Origin of the sequence: Vibrio sp. Vb0598, assembly GCF_033338935.1 — a bacterium.
GTDB lineage: Bacteria > Pseudomonadota > Gammaproteobacteria > Enterobacterales > Vibrionaceae > Vibrio > Vibrio alginolyticus.
On record NZ_JAWOTP010000014.1, the window covers coordinates 23,198 to 46,035 of the forward strand.

The 22,838-nt window shown below is 44.8% G+C and carries 20 protein-coding genes and 2 tRNA genes; 18 read left to right on the plus strand and 4 right to left on the minus strand.

Annotated features, from left to right (window positions below; genetic code table 11):
- Positions 1–179: 179 nt before the first annotated feature.
- Positions 180–1,202 carry a porin gene (locus tag R7Q38_RS14780; RefSeq protein WP_005380064.1) on the minus strand — a complete coding sequence of 341 codons (1,023 nt, stop codon included), beginning with the start codon at positions 1,200–1,202 and terminating at the stop codon, positions 180–182.
- A 545-nt stretch (positions 1,203–1,747) separates the two neighbouring features.
- On the opposite strand from R7Q38_RS14780, the gene greA reads away from it, so the two are divergent.
- A complete protein-coding gene (gene greA, locus R7Q38_RS14785; RefSeq protein ID WP_005380065.1) occupies positions 1,748–2,221 on the plus strand; it encodes a transcription elongation factor GreA in 474 nt (157 codons plus the stop codon).
- Positions 2,222–2,305: 84 nt separating this feature from the next.
- On the opposite strand, the gene yhbY is transcribed toward greA, so the two are convergent.
- Complete coding sequence (gene yhbY / locus R7Q38_RS14790) at positions 2,306–2,602, minus strand: ribosome assembly RNA-binding protein YhbY (RefSeq protein WP_005380066.1); 297 nt, start codon at positions 2,600–2,602, stop codon at positions 2,306–2,308.
- 138 nt (positions 2,603–2,740) lie between these two features.
- Here yhbY and rlmE point away from each other — a divergent pair, with 138 nt between their 5' ends.
- The 17 genes from rlmE (at position 2,741) to R7Q38_RS14875 (ending at position 20,820) form a co-directional block, all read left to right on the plus strand.
- Positions 2,741–3,370, plus strand: a complete 630-nt coding sequence (gene rlmE, locus R7Q38_RS14795) for a 23S rRNA (uridine(2552)-2'-O)-methyltransferase RlmE (protein ID WP_005388985.1) — start codon at positions 2,741–2,743, stop codon at positions 3,368–3,370.
- A gap of 108 nt (positions 3,371–3,478) precedes the next feature.
- Positions 3,479–5,452 (plus strand): ATP-dependent zinc metalloprotease FtsH, encoded by a 1,974-nt coding sequence (ftsH, locus tag R7Q38_RS14800; protein ID WP_239938362.1) that lies wholly within the window; start codon positions 3,479–3,481, stop codon positions 5,450–5,452.
- Positions 5,453–5,504: 52 nt separating this feature from the next.
- The gene (folP, locus tag R7Q38_RS14805; RefSeq protein ID WP_017820419.1) at positions 5,505–6,335 is read left to right on the plus strand and encodes a dihydropteroate synthase; all 831 of its coding nucleotides are present in this window, start codon (positions 5,505–5,507) and stop codon (positions 6,333–6,335) included.
- Between the two features lie 19 nt (positions 6,336–6,354).
- On the plus strand, positions 6,355–7,695 hold the full coding sequence (gene glmM, locus R7Q38_RS14810; protein ID WP_213987383.1) for a phosphoglucosamine mutase: 1,341 nt from the start codon (positions 6,355–6,357) through the stop codon (positions 7,693–7,695).
- Positions 7,696–7,915: 220 nt separating this feature from the next.
- Positions 7,916–8,254, plus strand: a complete 339-nt coding sequence (gene secG / locus R7Q38_RS14815; protein ID WP_005380080.1) for a preprotein translocase subunit SecG — start codon at positions 7,916–7,918, stop codon at positions 8,252–8,254.
- 16 nt (positions 8,255–8,270) lie between these two features.
- Positions 8,271–8,354, plus strand: a tRNA-Leu gene (locus R7Q38_RS14820).
- 56 nt (positions 8,355–8,410) lie between these two features.
- Positions 8,411–8,487: transfer RNA gene (locus R7Q38_RS14825), tRNA-Met, on the plus strand.
- Between the two features lie 225 nt (positions 8,488–8,712).
- Positions 8,713–9,168: a ribosome maturation factor RimP gene (rimP, locus tag R7Q38_RS14830; RefSeq protein ID WP_005386424.1), complete on the plus strand. Its 456-nt coding sequence runs from the start codon at positions 8,713–8,715 to the stop codon at positions 9,166–9,168.
- 36 nt (positions 9,169–9,204) lie between these two features.
- Positions 9,205–10,692 carry a transcription termination factor NusA gene (nusA, locus tag R7Q38_RS14835; protein ID WP_005380084.1) on the plus strand — a complete coding sequence of 496 codons (1,488 nt, stop codon included), beginning with the start codon at positions 9,205–9,207 and terminating at the stop codon, positions 10,690–10,692.
- A 22-nt stretch (positions 10,693–10,714) separates the two neighbouring features.
- Positions 10,715–13,426, plus strand: coding sequence for a translation initiation factor IF-2 (infB, locus tag R7Q38_RS14840; protein ID WP_005380086.1), 2,712 nt, complete (start codon positions 10,715–10,717; stop codon positions 13,424–13,426).
- 114 nt (positions 13,427–13,540) lie between these two features.
- Positions 13,541–13,936, plus strand: a complete 396-nt coding sequence (rbfA, locus tag R7Q38_RS14845) for a 30S ribosome-binding factor RbfA (protein ID WP_005380087.1) — start codon at positions 13,541–13,543, stop codon at positions 13,934–13,936.
- Entirely contained in the window at positions 13,936–14,889 is a 954-nt protein-coding gene (gene truB / locus R7Q38_RS14850; protein ID WP_005380088.1) for a tRNA pseudouridine(55) synthase TruB, read from the plus strand. Before rbfA ends, truB begins: the two co-directional genes overlap by 1 nt.
- Before the next feature lie 141 nt (positions 14,890–15,030).
- Positions 15,031–15,300, plus strand: coding sequence for a 30S ribosomal protein S15 (gene rpsO, locus R7Q38_RS14855; RefSeq protein ID WP_005380094.1), 270 nt, complete (start codon positions 15,031–15,033; stop codon positions 15,298–15,300).
- A 292-nt stretch (positions 15,301–15,592) separates the two neighbouring features.
- Entirely contained in the window at positions 15,593–17,728 is a 2,136-nt protein-coding gene (gene pnp, locus R7Q38_RS14860; RefSeq protein WP_318114270.1) for a polyribonucleotide nucleotidyltransferase, read from the plus strand.
- Between the two features lie 178 nt (positions 17,729–17,906).
- Positions 17,907–18,827: a lipoprotein NlpI gene (gene nlpI, locus R7Q38_RS14865; protein ID WP_005380101.1), complete on the plus strand. Its 921-nt coding sequence runs from the start codon at positions 17,907–17,909 to the stop codon at positions 18,825–18,827.
- 99 nt (positions 18,828–18,926) lie between these two features.
- On the plus strand, positions 18,927–19,349 hold the full coding sequence (locus R7Q38_RS14870; RefSeq protein ID WP_005394653.1) for a MarR family winged helix-turn-helix transcriptional regulator: 423 nt from the start codon (positions 18,927–18,929) through the stop codon (positions 19,347–19,349).
- A gap of 124 nt (positions 19,350–19,473) precedes the next feature.
- The gene (locus tag R7Q38_RS14875; protein WP_206970639.1) at positions 19,474–20,820 is read left to right on the plus strand and encodes an MATE family efflux transporter; all 1,347 of its coding nucleotides are present in this window, start codon (positions 19,474–19,476) and stop codon (positions 20,818–20,820) included.
- 51 nt (positions 20,821–20,871) lie between these two features.
- Here R7Q38_RS14875 and R7Q38_RS14880 read toward each other — a convergent pair whose 3' ends face one another.
- Both R7Q38_RS14880 and R7Q38_RS14885 read right to left on the minus strand, forming a co-directional pair.
- Positions 20,872–21,750: a U32 family peptidase gene (locus tag R7Q38_RS14880; RefSeq protein WP_021034024.1), complete on the minus strand. Its 879-nt coding sequence runs from the start codon at positions 21,748–21,750 to the stop codon at positions 20,872–20,874.
- 20 nt (positions 21,751–21,770) lie between these two features.
- Positions 21,771–22,784 (minus strand): peptidase U32 family protein, encoded by a 1,014-nt coding sequence (locus R7Q38_RS14885; RefSeq protein ID WP_064376538.1) that lies wholly within the window; start codon positions 22,782–22,784, stop codon positions 21,771–21,773.
- Between the last annotated feature and the right edge of the window lie 54 nt (positions 22,785–22,838).

Below are 22,838 nucleotides of genomic sequence, written 5' to 3' on the forward strand. Positions count from 1 at the left end.
CTTTCTAAGGTGAGTTATGTGATTGAGTATACGCAAGTCCTTTCAATATGCTAGGTAACTAAAGAAATGCTTCAAATGTCTTCATGAATGAGACACGAGAGAAAGGCGCGCTGCTTAAAATGAAGTATAAAAAATGCCCGCTTAAAGCGGGCATTCGATATTCTAGTCAAAGACCGGAATTAGAAGTCGTAACGTAGACCTAGAGCTAGCTCGTCTTCAGCATCGATCTTAGTTGCAACTGTTTTGCTAGTGTCAGTTGAACCAAACTTGTCACCTGCATCAATCAGGTTGAAGTTGTAAGAAATGTAACCACGGAAGTTAGGCTTGAAGTAGTAAGAAGCATCAACAGCGAAGTTGTTTGCAGAAGTTTCGTTGTTAGTTTCTGCATTGTTGTATGATGTTGTAAATACTGTTTGGCCTAGAGTGTAAGCACCCGCTAGCTCGTAACCAGTGTAATCAACTGTGTTACTGTTGTTTGAATCTTCCATTTTCTCGCCGTCAGTGAATACACCAGCGAAGTAAAGATCAGACATTGTGTAAGATGCAGCTAGCATGTACTCGTTAGCTTTGTCTTGATCTGCGTAACCAGCACCTAGCTCAAGACCAGTGTCAGCTAGAGCGTAGATTGCAGATAGAGAGTAACCGTCTTGTTTGTTGTCGTAGTACTCACCAGTGTTTTTGTTTTCCATACGATCAGCGAAGCGGTAGCTTGCTTTTACGCTTAGGTTTTCAAACTGGCCTTTGTAAGCCATCATGTTGTCTGTACGGTCTGATACAGCTAGTTTGTCTGCTGCAGAGTTACCGTGGTAAGCCATGATATCTGTGAAGTCAGTGATAACGCCTAGTGCACCTTCAGTTTTACCGTATGCGAACTCACCGTAAGCACCGCCAAGACCAGCGTAAGCAAGACGAGTTTCTAGATCGCTCTTGTCGTCGCCGTCTACAGTACCGTTTTGAGCAGTCTCAAATTCACCTTCCCAGAAACCAACACCGTATAGGTTGTCATTGATTTCTTGTTTACCAAGGAAGTTTAGACGGATGCGAGATTTGTCTTGAGCGTCGCCATCTTTCATAGATAGACGTGCTTCAGCACGGCCGCCCATTTCTAGAGAAGTACCGTCTTGGTTGTAAAGTTCAGCTGCGTTTACGCCAGTTGCCATAGCTGCTGCAGATACAGAAAGAGCAATTAGAGTCTTTTTCATCTTATTTGTCCTAGTTAGCTGTCCATAATCATTGTTGTATGGGGGAGAGGTGATCTCTCACAAGTTGTTGGTCCAAAATTGGCTAATTGAGCGATATAGTTCGCACTTGTAAGCCGTTGATCTAACAACTCGCTGGACATGTTTTACTGCTAAAGTTTCCGTATGAGTTAGTAAAATGATATAAATCCCACTGATGAACACTGTTCAATTGTGCGTTGTTTTTATTTAAATTACTGTTTTTGATTGAAATTATTGGCAATGACATTGGCCTGACATTGATTAGTTTTTATCTTTTTTGAGGTTTTTGGTGTAATGAACAGTGTTGTTTTTCAATAAATTGAGAAGGTGATTCGCCCTAGAACCGCTCTAAAAGTGAGTTATATCATTATGCCGAAAAGGCATAGTCTTGCTGTCTTTCGAATTAAGATGATTTCGTCCGGGAGTTTGTTTACACTAAACGAAATACATCTTTAAGCGCACTACCCAGTCCTATGACAGGGTGGGCTTTTTTTGTCCAAAGACCCATTTGGGCTTGAGGTTATAAAATGGAAAAAGTTCCAATGACACTACGTGGCGAGCAAAAGCTACGTGCAGAACTCGATCGTCTACTTAAACTACGTCCTCAGATCTCAGAGGCAATTGCTGAAGCTCGTGAGCTAGGTGATTTAAAAGAGAATGCTGAATATCACGCCGCTCGTGAAGAGCAGGGCATTTGTGAAGCACAAATCCGTGACATTGAATACAAACTGTCAGTTGCTCAAGTTATTGATGTAACGAAGATGGAGAACACGGGTAAAGTTATTTTTGGTTCAACCGTAACCTTGATTGATATCGACACCGAAGAAGAAAAAACGTACCAAATCGTTGGTGATGACGAAGCCGATATCAAAGCAGGTCGCATTTCAGTGAGCTCACCTATTGCTCGTGGCCTGATTGGTAAGATGGAAGGCGATGAAGTTGCTATTCAAACTCCGGGTGGCGCGAAAGACTTCGAAATTGACCGAGTAGAATATATCTAAGTCGTTTGGAGTAGCATTACTACTCTGATAAAACGCAAAAAGGTCGCCTCAGGCGACCTTTTTTCTTCAGCAACGTAAGTAGAGTTACTTACGAGGGATTTCGATTTTACGCTCTTCAGACTGGCGGTATAGCACAAGCACTTTACCAATAGTCTGAACTTTTTCAGCGCCCGTCTCACGTACGATAGCGTCGATGATTAGCTGTTTTGTTTCACGATCTTCCGAAGCAACTTTTACTTTGATAAGTTCGTGATGGTTAAGAGCGATTTCAATTTCTGCTAGCACGGCTTCTGTAAGTCCATTTGCGCCCATTAGCACAACAGGTTTTAAACTGTGAGCTAGGCCTTTAAGGTGCTGCTTTTGTTTGGTGCTTAGGTTCATTACGCGGCCAATTTTCTTTAAAATAAGGGTTGAAAAAAGCTATTTTAACGCCATCTATTGCTGAAGACTATAATTTATTGAGTAATAGGTAGCGCCTATTAAAACAATAGCTCCAATTTGTGCCTTGTTGGGATTAAAATGAGTAAACAAAAACATTCGGCTAGTTCTGGTCGTTGGTTGAAAGAACACTTTGATGATAAATACGCGAATGAAGCCCGAAAAAAAGGCTACCGCTCACGTGCTTATTTCAAGATCGATGAGATTCAAACGAAAGATAAATTGTTAAAGCCTGGAATGACAGTCGTCGACTTGGGGGCCGCGCCGGGCGGATGGTCTCAATATGCTGCTAAGATAGTAGGGGACAGTGGTCAGATCATTGCGTGTGACTTGCTTCCTATGGACCCGATTGCTGGCGTTAGCTTTTTACAAGGCGACTTTCGTGATGATGCGGTATTGGAAGCTTTGCTAGAAAGGATCCAACCTTCCATGGTAGACGTAGTAATGTCTGATATGGCGCCTAACATCGCGGGAAACAATTCTGTTGATCAACCTCGCGCTATGTATTTAGTTGAATTAGCTTTAGATATGTGTCGACAAGTTCTAGCGCCTAATGGTAGCTTTGTCGTAAAGGTTTTCCAAGGGGAAGGCTTCGATCAGTATGTGAAAGAAGTCCGAGACATGTTTAAAGCCGTAAAAATTAGAAAACCAGACTCATCGCGAGCTCGCTCTCGAGAGGTCTTCGTCGTAGCCACTGGTTACAAAGGTTAACCATTTTGCTCTCTTGAGAGCGTGTTAACACTATAGCTACAGTTAATGAACTGTAGTACCCTACCTTTAATTACAATTAGTTATCGAGAGGCTTACACCTTGAGTGACATGGCAAAAAATTTAATTCTGTGGCTTGTTATCGCCGTCGTATTGATGTCGGTATTCCAGAGCTTTGGCCCTGGAGAAAGCAATGGCAGAACCGTGGATTACACCACGTTTGTACAGGAAGTTGGCCAAGGCCAGATTCAAGAAGCAACTTTTAAAGACGGTGAAATTAGCTTTGTTCGTCGTGGCGGCGGTGCCAAAATGGTCACTTACATGCCAGTGTATGACCAAAAGCTTCTAGATGACCTAATTAACCAAAACGTGAAAGTACAAGGCACGCCTCCAGAAGAGCAAAGCTTGCTTGGTACTATCTTCATCTCTTGGTTCCCAATGATCTTACTAATTGGTGTATGGATTTTCTTCATGCGTCAAATGCAAGGCGGCGGTGGTAAAGGCGCCATGTCTTTTGGTAAGAGTAAAGCTCGAATGATGAGCGAAGAACAAATCAAGACAACTTTTGCTGACGTTGCTGGTTGTGACGAAGCAAAAGAAGACGTGAAAGAACTGGTGGACTACCTACGCGATCCAAGCCGCTTCCAAAAACTGGGCGGTAAGATTCCAACGGGTGTTCTAATGGTTGGTCCTCCTGGTACGGGTAAAACGCTTCTAGCGAAAGCCATTGCCGGTGAGGCGAAAGTACCATTCTTTACTATCTCTGGTTCTGATTTCGTAGAAATGTTCGTTGGTGTTGGTGCATCTCGTGTACGTGACATGTTTGAACAAGCAAAGAAAGCCGCACCTTGTATCATCTTTATCGATGAGATCGATGCGGTAGGTCGTCAACGTGGCGCAGGTGTTGGTGGTGGTCATGATGAACGTGAACAAACACTAAACCAAATGCTCGTTGAGATGGATGGTTTCGAAGGTAACGAAGGTATTATCGTTATCGCTGCGACTAACCGTCCGGACGTGCTAGACCCTGCGCTACTGCGTCCTGGTCGTTTTGACCGCCAAGTGGTAGTTGGTCTTCCAGATGTACGTGGCCGTGAACAGATCCTAAAAGTTCACATGCGTAAGGTCCCTCTAGCGGGTGATGTAGAGCCTTCTCTCATCGCGCGTGGTACTCCAGGCTTCTCTGGTGCTGACCTAGCAAACTTAGTTAACGAAGCAGCCCTGTTTGCTGCGCGCGGTAACAAGCGCAACGTTTCTATGGTTGAGTTTGAACTGGCGAAAGACAAAATCATGATGGGTGCCGAGCGCCGTTCAATGGTGATGTCTGAGGAAGTGAAAGAGTCAACCGCATACCACGAAGCGGGTCACGCGATTGTTGGTCGCTTGGTTCCTGAACACGATCCAGTGTACAAAGTGTCTATCATTCCACGTGGTCGTGCGTTGGGTGTAACAATGTACCTTCCAGAGCAGGACCGCGTGAGTATGTCTCGCCAACACCTAGAATCAATGATTTCTAGCTTGTATGGTGGTCGTTTAGCAGAAGAACTTATCTACGGTGCTGACAAAGTATCAACCGGTGCTTCTAATGATATCGAGCGCGCAACAGATATTGCTCGTAAGATGGTTACTCAATGGGGTTTCTCTGAAAAGCTTGGCCCTCTGCTGTATGCAGAAGATGAAGGCGAAGTGTTCTTAGGACGTAGTGTAACTCAGACTAAACATGTGTCTGACGATACAGCGAAGTTGATTGATGACGAAGTTCGTCAGATCATTGACCGCAACTACGATCGTGCGAAGAAGATTCTTCAAGAGAACATGGATATCATGCATGCGATGAAAGATGCGCTGATGAAGTATGAAACCATTGATGCTCGCCAGATTGATGACTTAATGGAGCGCAAAGCTGAAATTCGTGAGCCTGCGGGCTGGAGTGATAACTCAGCAAGCAAACCAGAAGACAGCGACAAGCCTCAAGCAAAGCAAGAAGTTAAAGAAGAAGCAATGGATACTGCGAAAGATGCAGAACAGCCTAGCTCTTCTGGAACAACTTCTAACGAAGCGCCTGAAAAGAAAGACTCTGAATAAAGAGTATCGATAATATTAAACCCCGAGTTATCTCGGGGTTTTTGTGTTTATGATGATGATTACAGCAAATAACAAATCTTTGGACCTTTCGCGTCCACATGTCATGGCCATTCTAAATGTGACACCGGATTCCTTTTCGGATGGCGGTAAATACAACTCAATTGAACTTGCTCTTGCTCAAGTTGATAAAATGATAAAGGCTGGTGTAAGTATTGTTGATGTTGGTGGTGAATCGACAAGACCTGGTGCACCGGATGTGTCTTTGGAAGAAGAGCTTAGGCGTGTTGTCCCAGTAATCAAAGCCATTCGTGAAAAGTATGATGTGTGGATTTCCGTTGACACCAGTAAAGCAGAAGTGATGCGTCAAGCAATTGATGCTGGGGCTGATTTGATCAATGACATCCGCTCGCTGCAAGAGCCAGGTGCTCTGGAAGTCGCAGCAGAAGCAAACCTTCCAATTTGTCTGATGCATATGAAAGGTCAGCCTAGGACCATGCAAGTTGACCCTCATTACGATGATTTAATGGGGGACGTGTCGGCTTTTCTAGAAGAACGTATCGCGGCGTGTGAAGCAGCAGGGATTGATAAATCTCAACTGATTCTCGATCCTGGGTTTGGCTTTGGCAAAACAATCGAACACAATTATCATATGCTTGCTCATCTTGAAAAGTTTCATGAATTCGGCCTGCCTATTTTGGCTGGCATGTCTCGTAAATCCATGATCTTCAAACTGTTAGACAAGCCAGCGGCAGAGTGTACGAACGCAAGTGTCGTTTGTGCTACGATTGCCGCGATGAAAGGCGCGCAGATCATTCGCGTGCATGACTTTGAAGAGACAATCGAAGCGATGAAAGTTGTTGAGATGACGAAAAACAATATTTAAAAATAATAAAGGAAAGTTTATGTCGAATGAAAGACGTTACTTTGGTACTGACGGTGTGCGCGGTAAAGTAGGACAATACCCAATCACTCCAGACTTCGTACTTAAGCTTGGCTGGGCTGCTGGTCGTGTACTAGCGAAACAAGGCACAAAGAAAGTTATCATAGGTAAAGATACACGTATTTCAGGTTATATGCTTGAATCTGCACTAGAGGCAGGCCTTGCAGCTGCGGGACTTAAAGCAACATTTACTGGTCCCATGCCAACTCCAGCTGTGGCCTATTTAACTCAGACTTTCCGTGCCGAGGCTGGTATTGTGATTTCTGCATCACATAACCCATATTACGACAACGGCATTAAGTTCTTTTCTTCTGAGGGTACTAAGCTACCTGACGATATCGAATTGGCGATCGAAGCTGAGTTAGATAAAGAAATTGAATGTGTGGAGTCTGCTGAGCTTGGTAAAGCAACCCGCCTAAATGATGCAGCTGGTCGTTACATCGAATTCTGTAAGAGTACTTTCCCATCTGAGTTGAGCCTTGCGAACTTTAAGATCGTAGTAGACTGTGCGCACGGTGCAACGTACCACATCGCTCCAAATGTTTTCAAAGAACTTGGGGCAGAAGTTATCGCTATGGGCGTAGAGCCTAACGGCATCAACATTAATGAAAACGTGGGCGCAACAGACGTACGAGCTCTTCAACAGCGTGTTGTTGAAGAGCAAGCGCATCTTGGTCTCGCGTTTGATGGTGATGGTGACCGTATCATTATGGTCGATCACTTGGGTAACAAAGTTGATGGTGACCAAATTGCTTATATCATCGCTCGTGATGCACTTCGTCGTGGTGAGCTAAAGGGTGGTGTTGTTGGTACACTAATGACTAACTTGGGTATGGAAAATGGTTTAAAGCAGCTAGGCATTCCGTTTGTACGTGCAGCTGTTGGTGACCGTTATGTCATGGAGCAACTGCTAGAAAAAGGTTGGAAAATTGGTGCTGAAAACTCAGGCCATGTGATCTTATTAGATAAAGTCACAACCGGCGATGCGATTGTTGCTGCACTTCAAGTACTTGCTTCTGTAATTGGCAGCGATATGTCTTTGTATGAACTATCGCAAGGAATGACATTATATCCTCAGGTTTTAGAAAATGTCCGTTTTTCAGGAGAAAGTAACCCTCTTGAAGCTACAGCTGTATTAAACGCTGTTGCTGAAGTCGAGGCAACGCTTGGTGATAAAGGGCGTGTACTGCTGCGCAAGTCTGGCACTGAGCCTTTGATCCGCGTTATGGTGGAAGGCGAAGATGGTGAACTAGTTCAACACTCAGCATTGAAAATCGCTGAGGCTGTTAAAGCAAGTTGTTAATCATTGCGTTAAAGCATGTCTTGAATGAAAAGGGCATCTTTTGCCCTTTTTTTGAGCGCTTAACGCATTGGCATTGATTTTTTACTAATTTTCCCTTGTCAGCGTTACTGGCTTTCGCTAGTATTGCTCCGCCTCCCGTTAGGAGGTCGCTAGCCTTGTTCATAATGATTTATTCTTTTGAACGGCGCTGGCTCAACAATTTGGAACATAGGTGGAAAAAATGTTTTCAGTTCTACTTGTGATTTACCTGTTGGCAGCGCTTGGTGTGATTGGCCTTGTGTTGATTCAACAAGGTAAAGGCGCAGATATGGGAGCCTCGTTCGGTGCTGGTGCTTCAAACACAGTGTTTGGTGCTGGCGGCTCAGGTAATTTCTTAACCCGAACAACTGCTATTTTAGCAACCGTATTCTTTATCGTTAGCTTGTTACTTGGTCGTATGTCTACGCACCAGACTGAATCACAATGGGTAGACCCAACGTTAGGTCAACCAGTTGTTGAACAAGTTAAGGATGCAGCGAGTGAAGTTCCTGCCCCTGCGGGTGATGAAATTCCTCAATAAGCTGTAAGGTTTTGATGCCGAGATGGTGAAATTGGTAGACACGCTAGCATGAGGTGCTAGTGCCTTAGGTGTGAGGGTTCGAGTCCCTCTCTCGGCACCATGTATTTACAAACTTGTAAATCACTTGTTTGCGAGTATAATGCTCAGCAAGTCGAACGCGGGGTGGAGCAGCTTGGTAGCTCGTCGGGCTCATAACCCGAAGGTCGTCGGTTCAAATCCGGCCCCCGCAACCAATCTCTTTCTTTAAAAGGAAATCGTAGATTGGCAAGTTTGCGTAGTGCTAACCACACTACGAGTTAAGAAAAGCAATTGTTGGCTATTCTTAACGTATCAGGGTCCAGCAGCATAAAACCCCGACTATCGGGGTTTTTTGTTATCTGAGCTTTTTGAAATAGCTCAGATACTGCTTGGTTTTTTGATTGGGCTCTGAGCCCTTTTTTTGTTTCTGGAGTGGTTAAATGACTGGTTTAGAAAGACAACTTACTGAAATGCTTGACGCGCCAGTAGCGGCATCAGGTTATGAGTTAGTTGGATTAGAATTCATTCGTGCAGGCGCGCACTCAACGTTACGTATCTACATTGACCATGAAAATGGTATTAACGTAGACGACTGTGCAGAAGTTAGCCACCAAGTTAGTGCAGTTTTAGACGTTGAAGATCCAATTTCTGTTGCTTACAGCCTAGAAGTGTCTTCTCCAGGTTTAGAAAGACCACTTTTTAAAGCAGCACATTACGAGCAATTTATTGGTCACGAGGTCAGCATCGTATTGAAAATGGCTGTAGCAAACCGTCGTAAGTGGAAAGGTATTATCCACGGTGTTGATGGCGAAACAGTGACAATTACTGTAGACGGTCAGCAAGAAGAGTTTGCTCTAAGTAACATTTCCAAAGCTAACCTGATCCCTAAATTTTAGTTCCCTAAAAAAGTTTAAGCTTAGAGGCTAAATATAATGAGTAAAGAAATTTTAGCGGTAGCAGAAGCGGTATCGAACGAAAAAGCGGTACCTCGTGAGCGTATCTTTGAGGCTCTTGAGATTGCTCTAGCAACTTCTACAAAGAAAAAATACGAAATCGAAATCGACGTACGTGTTGCCATTGACCGTAAAACCGGTGAATTTGTAACTTACCGCCGTTGGTTAGTTGTTGATGACGTTGAGAACCCTACAAAAGAGATCTCACTAGAAGCAGCGCAATACGAAGATGACTCAATCGAGCTTGGCGACTACGTAGAAGACGAAATCGAATCAGTAACGTTTGACCGTATTACGACTCAAACTGCTAAGCAAGTTATCGTACAAAAAGTTCGTGAAGCTGAGCGCGCACAAATCGTTGAACAGTTCATCGACAATGAAGGTGATCTAATCACTGGTGTCGTGAAAAAAGTAAACCGTGACACAATCGTGCTTGATCTTGGTAATAACGCTGAAGCGGTAATCCTGCGTGATGACCAACTTCCTCGTGAAAACTTCCGTCCAGGCGACCGCGTACGTGGCCTTCTTTACAAAGTCGCGCCTGAAGCACGTGGTTTCCAATTGTTCATCACTCGTTCTAAGCCAGAAATGTTGGCAGAACTGTTCCGTGTTGAAGTGCCTGAAATCGCAGAAGATATTATCGAGCTGAAAGGCGCAGCACGTGATCCTGGTTCTCGCGCTAAGATCGCTGTCAAAACAAATGACAAACGTATCGACCCTGTAGGTGCGTGTGTTGGTATGCGTGGTGCACGTGTACAAGCTGTTTCTGGCGAACTTGGTGGGGAGCGTATCGATATCGTTCTTTGGGATGATAACCCAGCTCAATTCGTTATCAACGCAATGGCGCCAGCTGATGTTGCTTCTATCATCGTTGATGAGGATGCACACTCAATGGACATCGCAGTTGAAGCTGACAACCTAGCGCAAGCTATTGGTCGTAACGGTCAAAACGTGCGTCTAGCATCTCAACTAACCGGTTGGGAACTGAATGTTATGACAGTTGCTGATCTTCAGAAGAAACACGCTGAAGAATCACAAGCATCTATTGAAAACTTCATGAAGTACCTAGATATTGAAGAAGACTTCGCTCAACTTCTTGTTGAAGAAGGTTTCTCAACGCTAGAAGAAATCGCATACGTGCCAGTTAACGAGCTACTAGAAATCGATGGTTTGAATGAAGAACTAATCGAAGAGCTTCGTGGACGTGCAAAAGATGCACTAACGACGATCGCACTAGCACAAGAAGAGTCTTTTGAAGGTCTAGAACCAGCTGAGGACCTACTTGCACTTGAAGGTCTTGAGCGTGAGATGGCATTTAAATTGGCAGCGAAAGGTGTAGCGACACTGGAAGATCTTGCTGACCAAGGTATTGACGATTTAGAAGGTATCGAAGGCCTGACCGAAGAACGTGCAGGTGAGCTAATTATGGCCGCACGTAACATCTGTTGGTTCGGCGAAGAAGCATAATTTTCGGCAAGGAGGAAGCGGCATGACACAATTAACAGTTAAAGCACTGAGTGATGAGATTGGTACGCCAGTCGACCGCTTGATTGAACAACTTGCTGACGCTGGCATTAAAAAGGCGAGCTCTGACAATGTTACTGATGAAGAGAAGCAGAAGCTTCTCTCTCATTTAAAGAAAGAACACGGTGATAAATCAGGTGATTCAGAGCCGACTCGCCTTACGCTTCAGCGTAAAACTCGTAGTACACTTAGTGTGAACGCGGGTGGTGGTAAGAGTAAGAATGTTCAGGTTGAGGTGCGCAAAAAACGTACATACGTGAAGCGCAGCACAATTGAAGATGAAGCGAAACGTGAAGCTGAAGAAGCAGCACAACGTGAAGCAGAAGAAGCAGCAAAACGTGCAGCAGAAGAAGCTGCAAAACGTGAAGCTGAAGAAGCTGCGAAACGTGAAGCTGAAGAAGCTGCAAAACGTGAAGCGGAAGAAAAAGCGAAACGTGAAGCTGAAGAAAAAGCGAAGCGAGACGTAGATACGAATGCACAACGTAATGCTGAAGAAAAAGCAAAGCGTGATGCTGAAGAGAAAATTAAGCAAGAAGCAGCGCGAAAAGAGGCCGACGAGCTTAAACGTCGTCAGGAAGAAGAAGCTAAGCGTAAGGCTGAAGAGGAAAGTCAGCGCAAGCTTGAAGAAGCTCGCGAATTGGCTGAAAAGAATAAAGAGCGTTGGTCTGCTGCAGAAGAGAAAAAGGGTGATATGGAAGATACAGATTACCATGTAACGACTTCACAATACGCACGTGAAGCCGAAGATGAAGCAGATCGCAAAGTAGAAGGCGGTCGTCGTAAGAAGAAAAAAGCAGCTTCGGGTAAAGACGACCAAGCTCGCGGTGGCCGTAACAACCAACGTGGCGGTAGAGGTCGTAAGGGCAAACTTGCTAAGCCGACTTCAATGCAGCACGGGTTTGATAAGTCAGCAACGGTTGCTAAGCAAGACGTTGTAATTGGCGAAACGATCGTTCTATCAGAACTTGCTAACAAGATGTCGGTTAAAGCGACAGAAGTTATCAAAGTAATGATGAAGATGGGCGCTATGGCGACTATCAACCAAGTGATCGACCAAGAAACAGCACAACTTGTTGCTGAAGAAATGGGCCATAAAGTAGTTCTTCGTAAAGAGAACGAACTGGAAGAAGCGGTACTATCTGACCGTGACACTAACGCGGAAGCAGTTCCACGTGCTCCAGTTGTTACTATCATGGGTCACGTTGACCACGGTAAAACGTCAACACTTGACTACATCCGTCGCACACACGTTGCTTCTGGCGAAGCGGGTGGTATTACTCAGCACATTGGTGCGTACCACGTTGAAACAGACAACGGCATGATCACGTTCCTTGATACTCCTGGACACGCAGCGTTTACTGCAATGCGTGCTCGTGGTGCTCAAGCAACAGATATCGTTGTTCTTGTTGTTGCAGCAGACGATGGCGTAATGCCACAAACAGTAGAAGCGATTCAGCACGCGAAAGCGGCAGGCGTTCCTCTAATTGTTGCTGTGAACAAGATCGATAAAGAAGACGCGAACCCAGATAACGTTAAGAACGAGCTTGCTCAATACGACGTTATTCCTGAAGAGTGGGGCGGTGAGAACATGTTCGTTCACATCTCTGCTAAACAGGGTACAAACATCGATGGTCTTCTAGAAGCAATCCTTCTTCAGTCTGAAGTTCTTGAACTTACAGCTGTAGCTGAAGGCATGGCATCTGGTGTTGTTGTTGAATCTCGCCTAGATAAAGGTCGTGGTCCAGTTGCAACAGTACTTGTTCAATCAGGTACACTAAACAAAGGCGACATCGTTCTTTGTGGTCAAGAATACGGCCGTGTTCGTGCAATGCGTGATGAGCTAGGTAAAGAAATTACTTCGGCTGGCCCATCTATCCCTGTAGAGATCCTAGGTCTTTCAGGTGTACCATCTTCAGGTGATGAAGCAACAGTAGTTCGTGACGAGCGTAAAGCGCGTGAAGTAGCTAACTACCGTGCTGGTAAGTTCCGTGAAGTGAAACTTGCTCGTCAGCAGAAATCTAAACTAGAGAACATGTTCTCTAACATGACTGCTGGTGAAGTTGCTGAACTTAACGTTGTACTTAAAGCAGACGTTCAAGGTTCTGTAGAAGCAATCGCAGACTCACTAGTTAAGCTATCTACTGACGAAGTTAAAGTGAACATCGTTGGTTCTGGTGTAGGTGGTATTACGGAAACTGACGTAGTACTAGCGGAAGCTTCAAACGCAATCATCCTTGGCTTTAACGTTCGTGCAGATGCTTCTGCTCGCCGTGCTGTTGAAGCCGCAGCTGTTGACTTACGTTACTACTCAATCATTTACCAATTGATTGATGAAGTGAAACAAGCAATGGGCGGTATGCTTGCTCCAGAATTCAAGCAAGAGATCATTGGTCTTGCTGAAGTTCGTGACGTGTTTAAGTCACCGAAACTGGGCGCTATCGCTGGTTGTATGGTTACAGAAGGTGTGATCAAGCGTAACAACCCAATCCGTGTACTACGTGATAACGTTGTTATTTACGAAGGTGAACTAGAGTCACTACGTCGTTTCAAAGATGACGTTCAAGAAGTTAAGAATGGCTACGAATGTGGTATCGGCGTTAAGAACTACAATGATGTTCGCGTTGGTGACCAAATCGAAGTCTTCGAAATCGTTGAAATTAAACGTACTCTAGACTAATTGACTAAAATTACTAATATTGTCTTTGAAAGATAAGTAGTAATTGGTTGTTGAATACACCATGGGGGGCTGGCTTTGACCAACCCCCCATTCTTTCTATATAAGAGTAAAGATATGTCAAAAGAATTTAGCCGCACGCAGCGCGTTGCACAGCAGCTGCAAAAAGAACTAGCGATGATCCTTCAACGTGAAGTTCGTGACTCTCGCCTTGGCATGGTGACGATCTCAGACGTAGAAGTCTCTCGTGACCTAGCTTACGCAAAAGTATTTGTGACCTTCCTGTGTGTGGGTGAGCAAACACCTGAATCATGTCTAGCAGCGCTACGTGAGCACGAAGTGCACATTCGCATGATGTTAGGTAAGCGTATTCGTCTACGTTTAACGCCAGAAATCCGCTTCCACTATGACAATACGCTTGTTGAAGGTATGCGTATGTCTAACCTAGTGTCTGAAGTCGTTAGTTCAGACAAACAAAAGCAAAAAGATTCTGGTCGTGAGGACGAAGAATAATGGCTCGTCGTCGTAAAGGTCGTCCAATTAATGGCGTTATACTGTTGGACAAACCAACAGGTATCTCTTCCAATGATGCACTGCAAAAAGTAAAGCGAATCTACTTTGCTGAGAAAGCAGGCCACACTGGAGCCTTGGACCCATTAGCGACAGGCATGCTGCCAATTTGCTTGGGTGAAGCGACAAAATTTTCTCAGTTTCTTCTTGATTCTGATAAACGCTACCGTGTGATCGCAAAGCTGGGTGAACGTACCAATACGTCTGACTCGGATGGTGAAGTTGTAGAGACGCGTCCAGTCGATGTTACGTTAGACAAGCTAGAAGCGTGCATCGATCAGTTCCGTGGTGAATCTGATCAAGTGCCTTCCATGTTCTCTGCGTTGAAGTATCAAGGTAAACCCTTGTATGAATACGCTCGTAAAGGCATCGAAGTTCCGCGTGAATCTCGTAAGATCACGGTATATGAGATTGTTCTTCACCGTTTTGAAGGCGATGAAGTAGAGATGGAAGTGCACTGCTCTAAAGGTACCTATATTCGTACTATCGTTGATGATCTGGGCGAAATGTTAGGTTGTGGTGCGCACGTAACTATGCTTCGTCGTACTGGTGTTGCTAAATACCCTTACGAGAATATGGTAACACTTGAGCAACTAAATGAGTTGCTAGAGCAAGCTCACCGCGAGGAACGAGCGCCTCGAGAGCTACTGGACCCACTGCTTTTGCCAATGGATACAGCGGTAGAAGACTTACCAGAAGTCAACTTGGTGCCTGAACTGGCGAATATGGTCCAACATGGGCAGCCCGTTCAAGTATTTGGTGCTCCAACTGAGGGCTCACTTCGCCTTACTATGGGTGAAGAACGCTTGTTTATTGGCGTTGGCGAAATGAACGAAGATGGCAAAATCGCTCCTAAGCGATTGGTCGTGTTCCGAGATGACGTTGCATCCAAGTAAATGATTGAAAATACCGACCTGAGTGTCGGTATTTTTATATTGCACGAGATAGGAATTTTCCCTATAATCCGCGCTTCGCGTAGCGGCTGAATCAGAGATTGGCTGCTACAACTTTAAACCTACTCTTATTAGGAGAGAATTATGTCTCTGAATGCAGAAACTAAAGCAGCAATCGTTGCAGAATACGCACAAGGCGAAGGCGACACTGGTTCACCAGAAGTTCAAGTAGCTCTACTTACAGCTTCTATCAACCACCTACAAGGTCACTTCAAAGCGCACAAAGGCGATCACCACAGCCGTCGTGGTCTTCTACGCATGGTTTCTCGTCGTCGTAAGCTTCTAGATTACCTAAAAGGTAAAAACCTAGCTCGCTACCAAGACCTAATCAAACGTCTAGGCCTACGTCGCTAATCAGCGACTGCATAGCAGTTTGTCTAAAAAGGGGCTTTATGCCCCTTTTTTGTTGCCTAAATTTAGCCAAATTAGACTTATGCCGTTATAATACTGGCGGCTAAACCTTGTAAGAGGTTTTCTCAAAAGCTCATAGCATTACAGTCAACCACGTCGACCAAAAGGTCGCGACTATTCAAAAGGAATTTCCGAGTTTCTTTTTACTAGTCGCGATTCGTAATGCCTTGAGTGTCAATTAACACATCTAAGATTTCTTTAAGCACTAAAGGAAGATTAGAAACAAGGAATAACAATGTTCGAAAAACCAGTTGTTAAAACGTTCCAGTACGGTAACCACACAGTTACTTTAGAAACTGGCGTTATTGCACGTCAAGCTACAGCAGCAGTTATGGTCACAATGGATGATACGTCTGTATTCGTATCTGTTGTAGGTAAAAAAGAAGCCGTTGCAGGTCAAGACTTCTTCCCACTAACGGTTAACTACCAAGAGCGTACTTACGCTGCGGGTAAAATCCCAGGCGGCTTCTTCAAACGTGAAGGTCGTCCTTCTGAAGGCGAAACGCTAACAGCTCGTCTAATCGACCGTCCAATCCGTCCGCTATTCCCAGACGCGTTTAAAAACGAAGTTCAGGTTATCGCGACAGTAATGTCTGTAAACCCAGATGTTCAGCCAGATATCGTTACAATGCTCGGTACTTCTGCTGCTCTTGCTATCTCTGGCATTCCATTCAACGGCCCTATCGGTGCGGCGCGTGTTGGTCATATCGATGGTCAGCTTGTACTTAACCCTAGCCAAACTGAACTAGAAACTTCTAAGCTTGACCTTGTTGTTGCAGGTACAGAGTCAGCAGTACTGATGGTTGAGTCAGAAGCGGACAACCTAACTGAAGAAGAAATGCTAGCGGCGGTTGTTTATGGTCATGACCAACAACAAGTTGCTATTCAAGCTATCAACGAATTCAAAGCAGAAGTTGCAACTCCTGCTTGGGATTGGGTTGCTCCTGAAGAGAACACAGCGCTTAAAAATAAGATTGCTGATCTAGCAGAAGCTAAACTTGTTGAAGCTTACCAAATTACTGAGAAAATGGCTCGTTACGACCGCATCCATGAGATCGCTGCGGAAGTAAATGAAGTTCTTCTTGCTGAAGATCCTGAAGCAGACACAAAAGAAATCCACACTATCTTCCATGATCTAGAGAAGACAGTAGTACGTAGCCGTATTATTGCAGGTAACCCTCGTATCGATGGTCGTGAAAAAGACATGGTTCGTGCACTAGATGTACGTACTGGTGTTCTTCCTCGTACTCACGGTAGCGCGCTATTCACTCGTGGTGAAACTCAGGCGATCGTTACGGCAACGCTAGGTACTCAGCGTGATGCTCAAATCATCGATGAGCTAACTGGTGAGCGTAAAGATCACTTCCTACTGCACTACAACTTCCCTCCATACTGTGTAGGTGAAACTGGTTTTGTAGGTTCTCCTAAGCGTCGTGAAATCGGCCACGGTAAACTGGCGAAGCGTGGTATTGCTGCAGTAATGCCTTCTGTTGATGAGTTCCCATACACAGTACGTGTTGTATCGGAAATCACTGAATCTAACGGTTCATCTTCAATGGCTTCAGTATGTGGTACTTCTCTTGCGCTTATGGACGCAGGTGTACCAATCAAAGCATCTGTTGCTGGTATCGCAATGGGTCTTGTTAAAGAAGGTGACGATTTCGTTGTACTTTCTGACATCCTTGGCGATGAAGACCATCTAGGTGACATGGACTTTAAAGTAGCAGGTACTAACACTGGTATCACTGCACTTCAAATGGACATCAAGATCGAAGGCATCACTAAAGAAATCATGCAAATTGCGCTTAACCAAGCTCAAGGCGCACGTAAGCACATCCTATCTGTAATGGATGAAGCAATCTCTGGTGCTCGTGAAGACATCTCTGAATTTGCTCCGCGTATTCACACGATGAAGATCAGCGCTGAGAAGATCAAAGACGTTATCGGTAAAGGTGGTGCAGTTATCCGTGCTCTAACTGAAGAGACTGGTACAACTATCGAAATCGAAGACGACGGTACTATCAAGATTGCGGCAACTGAAGGCACTGCTGCGAAAGAAGCTATCCGCCGTATCGAAGAGATCACTGCTGAAGTTGAAGTGGGCCGTATCTACACAGGTAAAGTTGCACGTCTAGCAGACTTCGGTGCATTCGTAACGGTTCTTCCAGGCAAAGATGGTCTTGTACACATTTCTCAAATCGCAGAAAAACGCGTAGAGAAAGTGTCTGACTACCTAGCTGAAGGTCAAGAAGTTCAAGTTAAAGTTCTTGAAATCGACCGCCAAGGCCGTGTACGTCTAAGCATGAAAGAAGCGGTAGAAAAGCCAGCTGAAGAAGCTGCTGCTGAAGCACCGGCTGCTAAAGACGAGTAAGACAAAATGAGACTTTCAGCCTTTTATTAGATTAAGGGCCTGAAAGCATGTTATAAAAGGGGAGCATTTTCGCTCCCCTTTTTTGGTTTGTTTCGATGTATTAACCTCAAACGAGGTTATCGCCCATATTGCATTAAGAGAAACAAATCTTGAGCGGTCCAAACAGGAGTATCAATTAGTGAAATGGTTTCAAACCGCAATTTTATGTGTTGCTATCGCGCTGACCGGTTGTGCAAATACTTCTCAACAATCAGCACAAAAGTGGTTATATCCACCGATGGCGGTGCCACTTCAGCCTAGTGTTCAACAAGAAGTACAAATCGCGCGTCTCTCGCAGTTGCTACAACGTCCTGACCTTAGTGATGAAGTGCGCGCTAAAATGCATTATGAGCGCGGTAGCTACTACGACAGCGTTGGTTTGCGTGATCTTGCCCGTTTGGACTTTAACCAGTCTTTGCAGTTGAATCCTGCTCAGCCGGACATCTTCAATCTTTTGGGAGTATACTTTACCCAAGTAGGAGAGTTTGATGCGGCATATGAAGCGTTTGACTCGACCATAGAGTTGGCTCCTGATAATACCTATGCTGAGCGCAACCGTGCGATTGCACTGTATTATGGTGGCCGAATCGATCTCGCTTTAGAAGATATGACCAAGCATTATCAAGAAATGCCAACGGATCCTTTTCGTTCATTATGGCTGTACATCATCGAAGCTGAGCAAAATCCAGAGCAAGCAAAAGCCAATCTTCAACAGCGTTATTTACGAGATCGTAGTGAAGAGTGGGGATGGGTTCTTGTTGCCATCATGCTACGAGACGTCTCGGACGAAGACGCGCTTAAAGCAATTATGGATGGAACGAGAGAGAATTATCGTCTAGCTGAACGATTGACGGAAACGTATTTCTACCTTGGAAAGCGTAATCAGCTTGAAGGTGATATCGCAAGTGCCATCTCACTTTATAAGCTCGCGATTTCGTTCAACGTTTACGATTATGTTGAGCATCGCTATTCTTTCTTGGAGCTGGCGCAAATTTACGATCAATTACAGCAAGATAGATTGGCCAAGTTAAAGGCTGCCAAGAAGCTGGAAATTGAATGATTTAGAGCCGCTCGATGAGAGCGGCTTTTTTTATGATTGAACTTGATGAGTGACTCATTTAAAATAGTTAGTCTTGCTAACTAAGTGGTGGTGGCTTTTATGGCATTAGAAGAAAGCTTGATTGATTTAGAGCGTTTTTGCGCCAAAGCTTGGCGTGTCTATGCCAAAGAAGATCCATTATCACATCTAAGCTTTAATGAGTTCGATTATTTACGTGTGATTCAGGTTTACCCTGAGGGTGTGCGAATAACCGATCTTGCAGAAGAGCTGCAAGTGACTAAGCCTTCCGCATCGACAATGGTTGTGCGTTTGGAAAAAAAGGGTTTGGTGAAACGCATCGCATGTAATGAGGATGCTCGTGCTAAGCGTGTGTTGCTTACGGAAGAAGTCGCAGAAAAAATGTCTTTGGAGCAGGTAGTGTACAAAGATATCTCTGAACAAATGATGCAACAATTAAATCAGCAAGAAGCTGAGCAGTTACAAGCTTTACTGAATAAAGCATTGAGCAATAAGTCATTTTAAACTAAACCAAAGGCCTCCGCTGTACGCATTAGCCTTTGGTGTTTCATTTTTCTTTTATTTAATTTAACCATTTAGTTAGCCTTGCTAATTAAATGGTTAGCTTTGCTAACTACTGGTGGCAGTCATGCAAAACTCAATTTATAGACAGTTTTGGAAATATACGATTCCAACCGTCGCAGCAATGCTCGTAAACGGTTTGTATCAAATAGTTGATGGCATTTTTATTGGCCGTTATGTTGGCGCTGACGGATTAGCTGGGATCAATGTTGCGTGGCCTATTATCGGTTCGATCCTCGGTATAGGAATGATGATTGGGGTGGGGACTGGTGCACTGACCTCGATCAAGCAAGGAGAGAATGATCATGAAGGCGCTAAGCGAATCCTAACGACCGGATTGACGTTGTTAGCGGCATTGATGCCAATCGTTGCTACAATATTGTTCTTGTTTTCGGATGAATTTATTCGCTGGCAAGGAGCGGAAGGGCGAGTGTTTGAACTTGCGCTGCAATATTTGCATATTCTGATTGTCGCGTGCGTATTCACGTTGGGTTCTATCGCGGTTCCGTTTCTGTTACGCAATGACGACAGCCCGAACTTAGCAACGATTTTGATGGTCATCGGTGCCGTTATTAACATCGTATTAGACTACGTATTTATTGCTTGGTTGGAGTGGGAGTTAACCGGAGCCGCTATTGCCACTGCACTTGCACAATTAGTGGTCACTGTGCTAGGTATTGGTTACTTCTTTACTTCAAAAGCAACATTACGCCTTCGTATCAGCGACTTCAAAGTTCAGGTTGATGCTGCACCAAAGATTATCATGATAGGTACATCAAGTTTCTTTATGTACGCCTACGGCTCTGTGATGGTTGCACTGCACAACGCGTTATTTGCTCAATACGGAAGTGCAATGTTGATCGGAGCGTACGCCATTTTGGGGTACATCGTGACGGTTTACTATCTGATAGCCGAAGGAATTGCGAATGGTATGCAGCCTTTAGTGAGCTTCAACCACGGTGCACGTAATCAGGAGAACATCAGAAAGTTATTAAAGGTCGCGATGGGGACATCTGTGCTTGGTGGGGTGGCGTTCGTTGTTTTGATGAACCTTTTCCCGTACGAACTGGTTGCGGTGTTTAATAATGCTGACCAACAGTTGATTGATAGCACCGTGATCGGGATTCGTTTACACATGTTTGCGTTGTTCTTAGATGGTTTTTTAGTTGTGGCGGCCGCGTACTATCAATCAGTAAACAAAGGCAGCAAAGCCATGTTTGTAACACTAGGTAACATGCTGGTCCAGTTGCCATTCTTATTCATTATGCCGAAACTTTTCGGCGTGACAGGCATTTGGTTAGCTTTCCCATTGTCTAACATTGCATTGAGTTTGGTCGTGATCAGTATGTTGTGGCGAGATGTGAAAAAGCTGCTTAATGAGAGTTCTGTCGAACCAAGGGTGCAAGCCTGCTAACAAAAGCTAACAGATAAAAGCGAGGCTAGGCCTCGCTTTTATCTTTAAGGATTAAATGGTTTTTACTTCTAAGCCCGCTAGTTGATGCCAATAGCCATTGCATTGGCGGCTTTCGAGCTTTTCAGGATTATCGCCGTATTCGTTTGAGCGAAAACGCTCTAACTCTGAAAAAGTGTCGATACCAAGAGGGCTTAACCGGACCACATCAACCAGCCCTTTCATAGTAGGTAAGTCATTGATGAGGTTGTAGCAATACCCTGACTGTGTTTGAATGCCGTTAAGGTTAAAGACTTCTTGCCCTTCTTGGCTGCTGACCTGGATACCCGTAGGGTATTTGATACAGCAGGTTTCGCAATCGTCTTTCGCTCGGTTTTCAGCTCGGGCTGTGAAACAGCGAGCGGAATACGCTAAAGGCAAATAACCGTGGCTAAATACCTCAACTTCAAACTTGTTACGAATACCAAGCTCGTCACACTGAACTAAAGTATCGTTTAACCATTCGCGAGAGAGCTCGACAGGCATGCACCAACGCATCATACCTTGCTTCAAAAATAAGTTGAGCGTGTGTGCGTTATAAGTATTGATTGCAGGGCCAACGACGAAAGGCACTTTATGCTCTGATGCCAATTGAACAGCAGATACGTCATTTGCTTCAATCGCGAAGTCACCGTTGTCGATGTACTTCTTCATTATGTTTACTTCACTCGGAGCTTCTAGTAGTGCCATTGTTGATAGCACCACTTGCTTGCCAGATGCAGACAGCTCTTTTGCGATTTCAAGCCAATGCGAAGGCTTCATTTCTCGACGTTTTGAACATACGGTTTCCCCAAGATAGATGATGTCCGCGGAGCTTGATTTCGCTTGTTCATAAAACGCTTCGATGTCTTGTTTTGGCCAGAAGTACAACAGCGGGCCAAGCGCGTATTTCATTGAATTATCCATCTTAACCTCTATTGCCATTTGCGGTGATAAGCACCAAGTGTGGTCTGCGTACCTTCAGACACGTTTGCCAATGCGGCATCCCAAGCCGCTTCGACTTGGTAAGCTTCTGGGTTTGCTTGGTAACGGTCAATCGCGGCTCGCCATGTTCGAGTGACTTGTTCTACGTAAGCAGGGCTACGTTGGCGACCTTCAATTTTTACAGAAGCCACATTTGCAGCAAATAGTTCTGGCAGCATAGAGAGGGTGTTCAAACTGGTTGGTTCTTCCAGTGCGTGGTAGCGTTTTTTCTCGCCTTCGATTTCAGCTTCGAAACGACCTTTACACAAGGTAGGGTAGCCCGCATTTTCACCAGCGCTGTAGCGATCGATCAAAATGTCGTTAAGGCGGGATTCCAGACCATTTTCTGTTTCTTGCCAGCGAACGTACTTAGCTGGAGAGCATGCTCCCACAGTGTTTGGAGACTCACCTGTCATGTATGACGATAGGTAGCAGCGACCTTCAGACATGATACAAAGGCTACCAAAAGCAAAGACTTCTAACTCGACATCGCTAGTGATGTTGCGCGAAAGCTGTTTGACCTGATGAATCGATAAAACGCGAGGTAGCACTACCCGTTTTACGTTGAAGTTTTGTTTGTAAAAATCAATGGCTGCGACATTGGTCGCTGATGCTTGCACTGAAAGGTGTAGTTCCAGATGGGGATATTTGCGAGCCGCGTACTCCAGCACTGCAATGTCTGCAACAATCAGCGCGTCTACACCCAGTGCCGCTGCATTGTCTACTGCGTTCGTCCAGCGCTCGAAGCCATTGGGATGAGCGAAGGTATTCAACGCGACATGAATTTTTTTATTGCGGTCATGAACGTATTGCACCGCTTTTTCTAATTTCTTGCCGTTAAAGTTGAGGCCAGCAAAGTGACGGGCGTTGGTATCATCTTTGAAACCAATGTAGACGGCATCGGCACCGCAATCAATCGCAGTTTTTAACGCAGGCAGGTTACCCGCGGGACACAAGAGTTCCATATGCTCACAATCATTGAGAATAAAAAGGTGTCCGCATTTTATGAAGAATTATGA

What these genes read in the sequence shown, in the direction of transcription:
- secG (WP_005380080.1), top strand. Translation starts at nt 7,916, where the DNA reads ATGTTTTCAGTTCTACTTGTGATTTACCTGTTGGCAGCGCTTGGTGTG.
- folP (WP_017820419.1), top strand. Translation starts at nt 5,505, where the DNA reads ATGATGATTACAGCAAATAACAAATCTTTGGACCTTTCGCGTCCACAT.
- rpsO (WP_005380094.1), top strand. Translation starts at nt 15,031, where the DNA reads ATGTCTCTGAATGCAGAAACTAAAGCAGCAATCGTTGCAGAATACGCA.
- pnp (WP_318114270.1), top strand. Translation starts at nt 15,593, where the DNA reads ATGTTCGAAAAACCAGTTGTTAAAACGTTCCAGTACGGTAACCACACA.
- yhbY (WP_005380066.1), bottom strand. Translation starts at nt 2,602, where the DNA reads ATGAACCTAAGCACCAAACAAAAGCAGCACCTTAAAGGCCTAGCTCAC.
- greA (WP_005380065.1), top strand. Translation starts at nt 1,748, where the DNA reads ATGGAAAAAGTTCCAATGACACTACGTGGCGAGCAAAAGCTACGTGCA.
- R7Q38_RS14880 (WP_021034024.1), bottom strand. Translation starts at nt 21,750, where the DNA reads ATGAAATACGCGCTTGGCCCGCTGTTGTACTTCTGGCCAAAACAAGAC.
- infB (WP_005380086.1), top strand. Translation starts at nt 10,715, where the DNA reads ATGACACAATTAACAGTTAAAGCACTGAGTGATGAGATTGGTACGCCA.
- R7Q38_RS14885 (WP_064376538.1), bottom strand. Translation starts at nt 22,784, where the DNA reads ATGGAACTCTTGTGTCCCGCGGGTAACCTGCCTGCGTTAAAAACTGCG.
- truB (WP_005380088.1), top strand. Translation starts at nt 13,936, where the DNA reads ATGGCTCGTCGTCGTAAAGGTCGTCCAATTAATGGCGTTATACTGTTG.
- rbfA (WP_005380087.1), top strand. Translation starts at nt 13,541, where the DNA reads ATGTCAAAAGAATTTAGCCGCACGCAGCGCGTTGCACAGCAGCTGCAA.
- nusA (WP_005380084.1), top strand. Translation starts at nt 9,205, where the DNA reads ATGAGTAAAGAAATTTTAGCGGTAGCAGAAGCGGTATCGAACGAAAAA.
- glmM (WP_213987383.1), top strand. Translation starts at nt 6,355, where the DNA reads ATGTCGAATGAAAGACGTTACTTTGGTACTGACGGTGTGCGCGGTAAA.
- ftsH (WP_239938362.1), top strand. Translation starts at nt 3,479, where the DNA reads ATGGCAAAAAATTTAATTCTGTGGCTTGTTATCGCCGTCGTATTGATG.
- rlmE (WP_005388985.1), top strand. Translation starts at nt 2,741, where the DNA reads ATGAGTAAACAAAAACATTCGGCTAGTTCTGGTCGTTGGTTGAAAGAA.
- R7Q38_RS14870 (WP_005394653.1), top strand. Translation starts at nt 18,927, where the DNA reads ATGGCATTAGAAGAAAGCTTGATTGATTTAGAGCGTTTTTGCGCCAAA.
- R7Q38_RS14780 (WP_005380064.1), bottom strand. Translation starts at nt 1,202, where the DNA reads ATGAAAAAGACTCTAATTGCTCTTTCTGTATCTGCAGCAGCTATGGCA.
- R7Q38_RS14875 (WP_206970639.1), top strand. Translation starts at nt 19,474, where the DNA reads ATGCAAAACTCAATTTATAGACAGTTTTGGAAATATACGATTCCAACC.
- rimP (WP_005386424.1), top strand. Translation starts at nt 8,713, where the DNA reads ATGACTGGTTTAGAAAGACAACTTACTGAAATGCTTGACGCGCCAGTA.